Genomic DNA, 10,274 nt, shown 5'->3' with positions numbered 1-10,274 from the left:
GTCTCTTCTCTAGAAAGGAGGTGTTCCAGCCGCACCTTCCGGTACGGCTACCTTGTTACGACTTAGCCCTAGTTACCGATTTTGCCCTAGGCCGCTCCTTGCGGTGACGGACTTCAGGCACTCCCGGCTTCCATGGCTTGACGGGCGGTGTGTACAAGGCCCGGGAACGTATTCACCGGATCATGGCTGATATCCGATTACTAGCGATTCCAGCTTCACGGGGTCGAGTTGCAGACCCCGATCCGAACTGTGACCGGCTTTGTAGATCCGCGCCCCCTTGCGGGGTGGCTTCCCTCTGTACCGGCCATTGTAGCACGTGTGTGGCCCAGGACGTAAGGGCCGTGATGATTTGACGTCGTCCCCACCTTCCTCGCGGTTTGCACCGGCAGTCCCGTTAGAGTCCCCATCTTTACATGCTGGCAACTAACGGTAGGGGTTGCGCTCGTTATAGGACTTAACCTGACACCTCACGGCACGAGCTGACGACAACCATGCAGCACCTTGTAATATGTCCGAAGAAAAGGGTGTCTCCACCCCTGTCATACTACATTTAAGCCCTGGTAAGGTTCCTCGCGTATCATCGAATTAAACCACATGCTCCACCGCTTGTGCGGGCCCCCGTCAATTCCTTTGAGTTTCATTCTTGCGAACGTACTCCCCAGGTGGGATACTTATCACTTTCGCTTGGCCGCCGAGCCCAAGGGCCCGACAGCTAGTATCCATCGTTTACGGCGTGGACTACCGGGGTATCTAATCCCGTTCGCTACCCACGCTTTCGTCCATCAGCGTCAGTATATGGTTAGTCACCTGCCTTCGCAATCGGCGTTCTATGTGATATCTATGCATTTCACCGCTACACCACATGTTCCGGCAACTTCACCATAACTCAAGACCGCCAGTATCAAAGGCAATTCTACGGTTGAGCCGCAGACTTTCACCCCTGACTTAACGGCCCGCCTACGGACCCTTTAAACCCAATGATTCCGGATAACGCTCGGACCCTCCGTATTACCGCGGCTGCTGGCACGGAGTTAGCCGGTCCTTATTCTTACGGTACCGTCAGCCATCTTCACGAAGATGGGTTTCTTCCCGTACAAAAGCAGTTTACGACCCATAGGGCGGTCATCCTGCACGCGGCATGGCTGGATCAGAGTCCCCTCCATTGTCCAATATTCCTCACTGCTGCCTCCCGTAGGAGTCTGGTCCGTGTCTCAGTACCAGTGTGGGGGATCCCCCTCTCAGGGCCCCTAACCATCGCTGCCTTGGTGGGCCGTTACCCCACCAACAAACTAATGGTACGCATGGCCATCCCTGTCCGATAAATCTTTAATCACGTGGACATGTGTCCATATGATGCCATGGGGCATTAATCCAAATTTCTCTGGGCTATTCCCCTGACAGGGGCAGGTTCCATACGCGTTCCGCACCCGTGCGCCGGTCGTCGGCGGGTGCAAGCACCCCCGTTACCCCTCGACTTGCATGTGTTAGGCCTGCCGCTAGCGTTCATCCTGAGCCAGGATCAAACTCTTCATTGTCTATCGTTAAATATCTATCCAACTACCTTGGACAATGACCGAGTCCCCCGCATCAAAATGGTTCCTTGTGTTCTCTTTTACGCTGTCTATACAATATGTCAAATGAACTTCTTGAATCCGAAAAAGAAAAAAACAGCCCCGAAACGGGACCTATCTACCCTCTTACAGCGCCCAACCTTATCAGCTAAGCGGGTGCAAATATAAACAGGTTTAAATGATACCACAACACAAATTCAAAAAAAAAATCAAAAAAAATGCAATTATCTAAAAATCAATTTATTATAATTAAAAATGAAAGTTTAAATGTAAAAATTCAGTTATACATATGGGCAATTAATTGATTATAAAGGCTTATGCTATTTGAAAGCGTCAGCTATTGTAGGCATCAACTCAAGATAGTATCTTTGCTCCCCTATCCAAAATAAGGAGAACAAATGATTGAAATTACATTGCCAGATGGCGCAATAAAAAAAATTTCTGAAAATACTACCCCAATGGAAATTGCAAAAAGTATTAGTGAGGGGTTGGCCAGAAATGTTATTTCAGCAAAATTCAATGATACCATTGTTGAAACAAGCACACCTCTTAATGAAGATGGAACACTTATATTATATACATGGCAAAACGAAGAAGGGAAAAAAGCTTTTTGGCATTCCACTTCCCACGTTGTTGCCCAAGCACTAGAAGAGTTATACCCTAATATTAAACTCACCATAGGGCCAGCAATTGAAAATGGTTTTTATTATGATGTTGATTTTGGAGAGCATTCCATTTCTGAAAAAGATTTTCCAGAAATAGAAAAGAAAGCTTTGGAAATTGCTAGGGGCAAGCATGATTATAAAATGAGAAGCGTTTCTAAAAAAAACGCTCTCAATTTTTATAAAAATCAAAATAATGAATACAAGATTGAGCTCATTGAAAACTTGGAGGATGGCACTATCACTTTTTGTGACCATGACACATTTACCGATCTATGTAGGGGTGGTCATATTCCGAACACGGGAATCATTAAGGCAATAAAAATACTGAGTGTTGCAGGTGCATATTGGAGGGGTGATGAAAACAACAAACAACTAACAAGAGTTTACGGGATTTCTTTTCCCAAACAAAAAGATTTAACTGAATATCTAGAATTATTAGAAGAGGCGAAAAAAAGAGACCATAGAAAACTGGGAAAGGAATTGGAATTGTTCACTTTTTCCAAAAAGGTTGGACAAGGTCTTCCATTATGGTTACCAAATGGTGCTGCACTTAGAGAACGTTTAGAACAATTTTTAAAGAAAGCCCAGAAAAAAGCAGGTTACGAAATGGTCGTTACTCCACATATTGGACAAAAAGAGCTTTATGTAACTTCAGGACATTATGCAAAATATGGTGAAGATAGTTTTCAGCCCATACGTACACCAAAAGATGAGGAGGAGTTTCTTTTGAAGCCAATGAACTGCCCGCACCATTGTGAAATTTACAATAGTAGCCCTTTTAGTTATAAGGATTTGCCCAAACGGTATGCGGAATTTGGTACTGTCTATAGATATGAACAAAGTGGTGAATTGCATGGTCTTACAAGAGTTAGGGGTTTTACACAAGATGATGCGCATATTTTTTGTACACCAGACCAGATAAATGAAGAGTTTAAAAATGTTATAGACCTAACTCTTTATGTATTGGGCTCTTTAGGGTTTGAAAATTTCACCGCTCAAGTTTCGGTAAGAGATTTAAATAAGCCAGAAAAATATATAGGTTCTGTTGAAAATTGGGACAATGCTGAAAAAGCAATCATAGAAGCGGCCGAAGAAAAGGGGATGGATTATGTAATTGAAAGCGGCGAAGCAGCATTTTATGGTCCAAAGTTGGACTTTATGATCAAAGATGCCTTGGGAAGACAATGGCAATTGGGTACAATTCAAGTTGATTATACACTCCCTGAGCGTTTTGACCTCACTTATAAAGGTAGTGACAACGAACTGCACAGGCCCGTTATGATACACAGGGCACCTTTTGGAAGTATGGAACGTTTTGTGGCGTTGTTGCTTGAGCATACTGGAGGTAACTTCCCATTATGGCTTATTCCAATGCAAGCTATATTGTTGCCCGTCAGCGAGAAACATGAAAAATATGCAGAAAAAGTTTTAAGTTCTTTAGAAAATCACGAAATTCGCGCGCTCATTGATAATAGGAACGAGACTGTTGGTAAGAAAATCCGTGAAGCGGAACTAAAAAAAATTCCGTTCATGCTCATTGTCGGTGAGCAAGAAGAAGCATCTAAAACAGTGTCCGTAAGAAGACATGGAGGCGAAGATGTGGGAAGTTTAAGTATTGATAATTTTTCCGACTTGGTATCCACTGAAATAAATAGTACCTTAAAGTCGTTTTAACAAAATTTAGTTTAATTAAAAAGTATAAGTCATAGCAATACGAAGAAGATTTAGGCCCCAACCAAGACGAGAAAACAAAAATCCCCATAACATCAATGAAAAAATTCTTGCACCTGAGGTAAGATTGGTGGGAGATAATGTAGAGATAGGTGTTTATCCTATCAGAAAAGCTTTGGAAAAGGCACAGGAACTGGAATTGGATTTGGTTGAGATTTCACCAAAAGCAAATCCACCGGTCTGTAAAGTTATCGATTACAAAAAGTTTCTTTATGAGCAAAAGAAACGTGACAAGGCAATGAAGGCCAAAGCCACAAAAGTAATTGTAAAAGAAATACGGTTTGGTCCGCAAACTGATGACCATGATTATGAATTTAAGAAGCGGCATGCCGAAAAATTCCTAAAAGATGGCGCCAAGCTCAAGGCATATGTATTTTTTAAGGGACGGTCAATTGTTTATAAAGACCAGGGAGAAATACTTTTATTAAAATTGGCCCAAGAACTTGAAGAACTTGGAAAAGTTGAGCAGATGCCAAAATTGGAGGGTAAACGAATGACGATGTTCATTGCCCCTAAAACGAAGAAGTAATAAATCAATGAGTGGGATACCGAAATTTTTCGGTTTAATATATTAAAGAGGAGAAAATGCCTAAAATGAAAACAAAATCCAGTGCCAAAAAGCGTTTTAAGCTTACGGGAACTGGTAAAATAAAAAGAAAGCACGCTTTTAAAAGTCATATTCTGACTAAAAAATCAAAAAAGCGTAAGCTTAAGTTGACTCATTCTACTTTGGTACATGAAGCAGACGTCAACAATATTAAAGAACAATTACGTTTGAAATAATTGTTCATTACGGTAAATTATTATTAACCATGGAGTCGGGCTTTTAAAAGTGTCAAAAACGACCGCCTACTACAAAAAAAATTAAACATTATGCCAAGATCAGTAAATTCAGTTGCTTCTAGAGCTAGAAGAAAAAAAGTGATGAAGCAAGCAAAAGGTTATTTTGGAAGACGTAAAAATGTCTGGACAGTAGCCAAAAATGCGGTAGAAAAAGCAATGCTTTATGCCTACCGTGACAGAAGAAACAAAAAACGCAATTTCCGCGCACTTTGGATAACCCGTATCAATGCAGGGGCAAGAATGCACGGAATGTCTTATTCACAATTCATGGGGAAGATAAAATCCAATGGTATAGAACTGAACAGAAAAGTTCTTGCCGATTTGGCCATGAATCATCCTGATGCTTTCAAAGCAATAGTGAATAGCATAAAATAAGAATCAAAATTCTATCCCACTTGAAAAAACCGCCTAAATGAGCGGTTTTTTTCTTTTAGTGCATTAATATTAAGCTCCAAAGCTTGTTAATACAAGTTTTCTTCCATTGGCATTGTCTCGATGCTCACAAAGATAGATACCCTGCCAAGTACCAAGATTCAATTTGCCTCTTGTTATTGGAATTTGCACCGAACTACCCAACAATGACGCTTTTATATGTGCCGGCATGTCATCAGGACCCTCATACACATGAAAATAATATGGCGCATTTTCAGGTATCATTATATTCATATGGCTTTCAAAATCTGTACGTACGGTTGGGTCAGCATTCTCGTTAATCGTAATGCTTGCCGAAGTATGTTTTATGAATATATGCAATATTCCGGATTGAATATTCTTTATTTCATTTAAACTAGCTATAATAGTATCTGTTATTAAATGGAAACCCCTGGGATATGGCTTTAAATGTATTTCGGATTGGTAGCTCTTCATAGTTGTGAAATTAATATAAAGTTTACATCGTTAATAAATCAACCCATACCTTTGCAGCTTTAATTTAGAGAATGGATTTATCAAAGATAAGAATGGTCGTCACAGATATGGACGGTACGCTATTAAATTCAAAGCATGAAGTAAGTGACCGTTTCTTTGAGATTTTTAATGAACTCAAACAAAAAAACATACAGTTTGTTGCGGCAAGTGGAAGGCAATATCATAGTATGTTGGACAAGCTTTCAAGTATTAAAGACGATATTTATTTTATAGCGGAGAATGGAGCATATATCAGGAAAAACAATTCTGTGCTATTAACAACTCCTCTAGAAAAAAAAAGCGTACATAATATTCTACAAATACTTTCCAACGTTCCTGGCGCCTATCCCGTATTATGCAGTAAGGATACGGCATATGTTACTGGAAGTTCAAGTAAGTTTCTTAAAATGCTCCAAGAATATTATACTGCGTTCAAAGTAGTGGACAATCAAGCAATTGTAAAAGATGAGATTTTAAAAATTGCGATTTATCACTTTGAAAATTCAGAAGAATATATTTATCCAAAAGTGAAACATCTTGAAAAATCCTTAAAAGTAAAAGTGTCCGGTGCTAATTGGGTCGATGTGTCCCACATAAATGCGCATAAAGGTTTTGCTTTAGAAAAATTAATGGGGACTTACGGAATCACTTCTGATGAAATTATGGTATTTGGAGACTACAATAACGATTTGGAAATGCTAGAGCTCTCCAATTATAGTTTTGCGATGGCCAACGCACACCCCAATGTGAAAAGAGCTGCAAAATTTGAAACCTTGAGTAATGAAGAATTTGGTGTTGAAAAAATCATGGAAAAATTAATTGTTTGATACAAATGAAATTTCAATAGTTTACACAATTAATTTACTCTGGATTTTTCTAAAAAATAATCAAAAGACCTCCATGTGTAAACCAGCTTTTTGATTTTACTCTCCTATTCTGGACAACAATTATTTATTCTTTCTTTTGAGATTATATTTTTATTTAATCGACCTAACATAAATTCTTACATACAAAAAAGAATATTTCACAACATAATTTATTGTACAATGTTGCAAAAAGCTAATATTGATGTACCAAAACATTAAACTAAAGTATTATGTACAGCGAAATTTATTTAGTGGATGATGAAGATTTAGTGAACACCATTAATACTATTCATTTTAGGAAATTGGGACTTGAGCACAAAATAAAGAGTTTTACCAATCCTGAATTGGCCTTGGATGATCTTAGATTCAAAAAAGATAAAAGTCAAAGAATCTTGATATTATTGGATATCAATATGCCAGAAATGACAGGGTTTGAGTTTTTGGAGTTTATGGACCTTGAAAATTTCCCAACTACTTACGAAGTCTTAATGGTAACCTCATCTATAAATTCTGCGGACAAGAAAAAATCCGAAGAATATTCAAGATATGTGAAAAATTTCATTTCCAAACCTTTACGTATAGAACATTTGGAATCGTTTTTACAGAGATCCATTTCAGTTAAAGCGGGATAATTAGCTGGACTCTCCATGTTTTTTTTAAGATTGCTTTACCGCATCTGAGAAATGTAAGAATCTTATATCAAGTTTTCTGTTTCTTTTTCCGAGCAGCTGGAAAAAGAACGTTATTCAATATTAAACGGTAACCGGGTGAGTTTGGATGTAATTCCAATTCAGTTTTGGGGTCACCTACCCTATGTTGATAATCTTCTGGGTCGTGACCACCATAAAAGGTGAAAAAGCCTTTTCCCTTAATTCCATGAATATAACGGGCTTCACCATTAATTTTATTCTCACCCAAAACCATTACGGTAGGTTTAACTTCATTTCGCGTAAATGATGTTGTCTGTCCCATAAAACCTTTTACCAAGGTCGTATGATTCTGGGTCAACATTGTTGGGACAGGGTCCCATTTTGCAGAAAATTCCATCAACGAGAAATAATCTGACTCCTTTGGTACGTTTCTTCTCTTATTGGTCATGTCAATGGAAGAAAATTCATAGCGCAATGGGTTTCGTTCCAATATGAAATTGGTAAAAGCAAAGGTTTTGCTGTAATCCAATTTACCTTGATAGTTGGCGTCTGACGGGTCGCCATCAAACATAGGCTCACATATATCCACATTTTCTGCTGCCAATGCAATATCAAAACTGTCCGTTGCAGAACACATGGCAAACATAAACCCTCCCCCAATTACGTAATTTCTGATATTTAGGGCTACTGCCCTTTTTTCTTCAGAAACTTTAGAGAATCCAAGTTTTTGAGCCAAATTTTCAGCTTGGGCCTTACTTTCAATGTACCAGGGTGCTGCACGATAAGCGCTATAGAATTTTCCGTATTGTCCCGTAAAATCTTCGTGATGCAAATGCAACCAATCATAAAGGACCAATTTGTTATCCAGGACCTCTTCATCATAAATGGTTACATATGGAATTTCAGCATAAGTCAACACCATTGTGACCGCATCATCCCAAGGTTGGTTTCCTTTGGGTGAATACACAGCTATTTTTGGTGCTTTTTCCAAAATAACTGCATCTTGGTTTTGGGATGGGCTACTGATCTCATCCAAAATACTTTCTGCTTGCCCATCAGAGAGTATCTCAAAAGATACTCCGCGGATTTGACATTCCTTTCTTATGGATTCGCCATCCGGTAGCAAGAAAGAGCCTCCACGATAGTTCAGCAACCATTGTACTTTCTGTTGTTTGGTAAGAACCCAATAGGTAATCCCGTAAGCTTTTAGGTGATTTTCTTGGCCCTCTGCGTCCATTGGAATAAGTATGACAGAGGCTGATGCTTTAAATAGAAAGAGAAATAAAAATATTATGGTGAAATTTTTCGCTCTTGCTCGAAGTAGCATCCATTGTAAGGTTTTAAAAAGGTACGTCATTATCATCTGGGTCTTCATCACTGTTCATTGCGCTACCAAATGCCTCATCCGTACTTGGGAGATTTGGTGTAGCAAAAGGATTTTCCTCATCTGCATTCATCTTTGATTGAAACTCAAATGGGGAATCAAAATCCTCCAAGTTATCAAATTTACCCAGTGCACCAATAAACTTTAACCTAATATTATCCAATCCCCCGTTACGGTGTTTCGCTACGATGAATTCCGCCTGACCCTGTGTGGGTGTGCGCTCTTCATCATCCCACTCATCAATTTTATAGTATTCAGGCCTATAGATAAAAGATACAATATCGGCATCTTGTTCTATTGCTCCAGATTCCCTTAAGTCAGAGAGAATAGGTCGTTTACTCCCCCCTCTTGTCTCTACGGCCCTTGATAATTGGGAAAGTGCAATCACGGGAACACTGAGCTCTTTGGCCAATGCCTTTAGGTTTCTGGAAATTGTAGATATCTCTTGTTCACGATTGCCCCCTTTTTGACTTCCACCTGCGGTCATTAATTGCAAATAATCAATGACAATCAATTTTATTTTGTGCTGTGATGCCAATCGCCTAGCCTTTGCCCTTAAATCAAAAATTGAGAGCGAAGGTGTGTCGTCAATAAACAGTGGAGCTTTCTCTAGTGCTTTCACTTTAACGTTCAGCTGTTCCCACTCGTGTTTTTCCAATCTTCCGGTACGTAATTTTTCTGATGAAAGGCCAGTTTCTGAAGAAATTAAACGGGTTATCAACTGTACCGAAGACATTTCCAGAGAAAAGAATGCGACAGGAATCTCTGAGTTAACGGCTATATTACGGGCCATGGACAGTGTAAGCGCAGTTTTTCCCATACCCGGTCTGGCAGCGACTATGACCAAATCACTGGGCTGCCAGCCAGATGTCAACTTATCCAATTTGTCAAAGCCTGATGGTATACCGCTCAAACCTTCCTTGTTGGAAATCTCCTCGATTTTCTTTTTAGCTTGTATTACCAAATTTTGTGCTGTCTCCGCAGAACGTTTTAAATTCCCCTGGGTAACCTCATAAAGTTTTGCTTCAGCGGTATCCAATAAATCGAAAACATCCGTAGAATCGCTATAAGAATCCTCTATAATTTCATTGGATATTTTAATAAGGCTTCGCTGGATATATTTTTGAAGAATGATTCTTGCATGAAACTCGATATGGGCCGAAGAAGCTACTTTTTGAGTAAGTTTTATCAAGTAAAAATCACCTCCAACAACTTCTAATTTTCCTTCCTTCTTTAACTGCGATGAAACGGTTAATAAATCCACCGGTTCGGAAGATTCGAACAATTTGAAGATTGCTTCGTAGATAAAGCGGTGTGCATCTTTATAAAAAACATCTGGATGTAAGATATCTATTACCTCGTCTACACCCTTTTTATCTATCATCATCGCACCAAGTACAACCTCTTCTAAATCAACTGCTTGCGGTGGTATTTTACCTCTTTCCAAATTAATGAGGGTAGACTTGTCAACTTTATGACCGATGATTGGGCTTGGTTTGTCCATAGGTGCGAAAGTAGGTAATTAACCTTTACTTAACTTTAAATTTATATGCTACGATGTCAACAGATACTCAACAAAATTAGTGTTGATAACTAAAAATATCTGTTAATAACATAAGAATATTTGAGGAAAAAAGCTAATAAAAAAAAGCTCGCTG

The 10,274-nt window shown here is 39.2% G+C and carries 9 protein-coding genes and 1 rRNA gene; 6 read left to right on the top strand and 4 right to left on the bottom strand.

From position 1 onward, the window contains the following. Nucleotides 1-13 precede the first annotated feature (13 nt). A 16S ribosomal RNA gene (locus tag HME9304_RS12765) occupies nucleotides 14-1,535 on the bottom strand. A 434-nt stretch (nucleotides 1,536-1,969) separates the two neighbouring features. Between HME9304_RS12765 and thrS the strand changes: the two genes are divergently transcribed. The 4 genes from thrS to rplT all read left to right on the top strand — a co-directional run bounded on the left by thrS (nucleotide 1,970) and on the right by rplT (nucleotide 5,185). Next, the gene (gene thrS / locus HME9304_RS12760; protein ID WP_112378956.1) at nucleotides 1,970-3,910 is read left to right on the top strand and encodes a threonine--tRNA ligase; all 1,941 of its coding nucleotides are present in this window, start codon (nucleotides 1,970-1,972) and stop codon (nucleotides 3,908-3,910) included. A gap of 31 nt (nucleotides 3,911-3,941) precedes the next feature. Further along, nucleotides 3,942-4,496, top strand: coding sequence for a translation initiation factor IF-3 (infC, locus tag HME9304_RS12755; RefSeq protein ID WP_112378955.1), 555 nt, complete (start codon nucleotides 3,942-3,944; stop codon nucleotides 4,494-4,496). Nucleotides 4,497-4,552: 56 nt separating this feature from the next. After that, nucleotides 4,553-4,750 carry a 50S ribosomal protein L35 gene (gene rpmI / locus HME9304_RS12750; protein ID WP_112378954.1) on the top strand — a complete coding sequence of 66 codons (198 nt, stop codon included), beginning with the start codon at nucleotides 4,553-4,555 and terminating at the stop codon, nucleotides 4,748-4,750. Between the two features lie 90 nt (nucleotides 4,751-4,840). Then, nucleotides 4,841-5,185, top strand: a complete 345-nt coding sequence (gene rplT / locus HME9304_RS12745; RefSeq protein ID WP_112378953.1) for a 50S ribosomal protein L20 — start codon at nucleotides 4,841-4,843, stop codon at nucleotides 5,183-5,185. 69 nt (nucleotides 5,186-5,254) lie between these two features. Here rplT and HME9304_RS12740 read toward each other — a convergent pair whose 3' ends face one another. Further along, complete coding sequence (locus HME9304_RS12740; RefSeq protein WP_112378952.1) at nucleotides 5,255-5,677, bottom strand: secondary thiamine-phosphate synthase enzyme YjbQ; 423 nt, start codon at nucleotides 5,675-5,677, stop codon at nucleotides 5,255-5,257. A gap of 71 nt (nucleotides 5,678-5,748) precedes the next feature. Between HME9304_RS12740 and HME9304_RS12735 the strand changes: the two genes are divergently transcribed. Both HME9304_RS12735 and HME9304_RS12730 read left to right on the top strand, forming a co-directional pair. Next, the gene (locus HME9304_RS12735; protein WP_112378951.1) at nucleotides 5,749-6,543 is read left to right on the top strand and encodes an HAD family hydrolase; all 795 of its coding nucleotides are present in this window, start codon (nucleotides 5,749-5,751) and stop codon (nucleotides 6,541-6,543) included. A gap of 269 nt (nucleotides 6,544-6,812) precedes the next feature. Then, nucleotides 6,813-7,214, top strand: coding sequence for a response regulator (locus HME9304_RS12730; protein WP_112378950.1), 402 nt, complete (start codon nucleotides 6,813-6,815; stop codon nucleotides 7,212-7,214). 67 nt (nucleotides 7,215-7,281) lie between these two features. Here the strand turns inward: HME9304_RS12730 and HME9304_RS12725 are convergent, their stop codons facing one another. After that, entirely contained in the window at nucleotides 7,282-8,559 is a 1,278-nt protein-coding gene (locus HME9304_RS12725; protein WP_112379821.1) for an asparagine synthetase B, read from the bottom strand. 13 nt (nucleotides 8,560-8,572) lie between these two features. Beyond that, on the bottom strand, nucleotides 8,573-10,120 hold the full coding sequence (gene dnaB, locus HME9304_RS12720) for a replicative DNA helicase (protein ID WP_112378949.1): 1,548 nt from the start codon (nucleotides 10,118-10,120) through the stop codon (nucleotides 8,573-8,575). Nucleotides 10,121-10,274 lie beyond the last annotated feature (154 nt).

It is taken from the genome of Flagellimonas maritima (genome assembly GCF_003269425.1).
Lineage (GTDB): Bacteria > Bacteroidota > Bacteroidia > Flavobacteriales > Flavobacteriaceae > Flagellimonas > Flagellimonas maritima.
Note: the sequence above shows the minus strand (reverse complement) of the source record. Positions and strands in the feature narration are given on the sequence as shown.

Coding starts and splice junctions, on each gene's coding strand:
- thrS (WP_112378956.1), top strand. CDS start 1,970: ATGATTGAAATTACATTGCCAGATGGCGCAATAAAAAAAATTTCTGAA.
- rpmI (WP_112378954.1), top strand. CDS start 4,553: ATGCCTAAAATGAAAACAAAATCCAGTGCCAAAAAGCGTTTTAAGCTT.
- rplT (WP_112378953.1), top strand. CDS start 4,841: ATGCCAAGATCAGTAAATTCAGTTGCTTCTAGAGCTAGAAGAAAAAAA.
- HME9304_RS12740 (WP_112378952.1), bottom strand. CDS start 5,677: ATGAAGAGCTACCAATCCGAAATACATTTAAAGCCATATCCCAGGGGT.
- HME9304_RS12735 (WP_112378951.1), top strand. CDS start 5,749: ATGGATTTATCAAAGATAAGAATGGTCGTCACAGATATGGACGGTACG.
- HME9304_RS12730 (WP_112378950.1), top strand. CDS start 6,813: ATGTACAGCGAAATTTATTTAGTGGATGATGAAGATTTAGTGAACACC.
- HME9304_RS12725 (WP_112379821.1), bottom strand. CDS start 8,559: ATGCTACTTCGAGCAAGAGCGAAAAATTTCACCATAATATTTTTATTT.
- dnaB (WP_112378949.1), bottom strand. CDS start 10,120: ATGGACAAACCAAGCCCAATCATCGGTCATAAAGTTGACAAGTCTACC.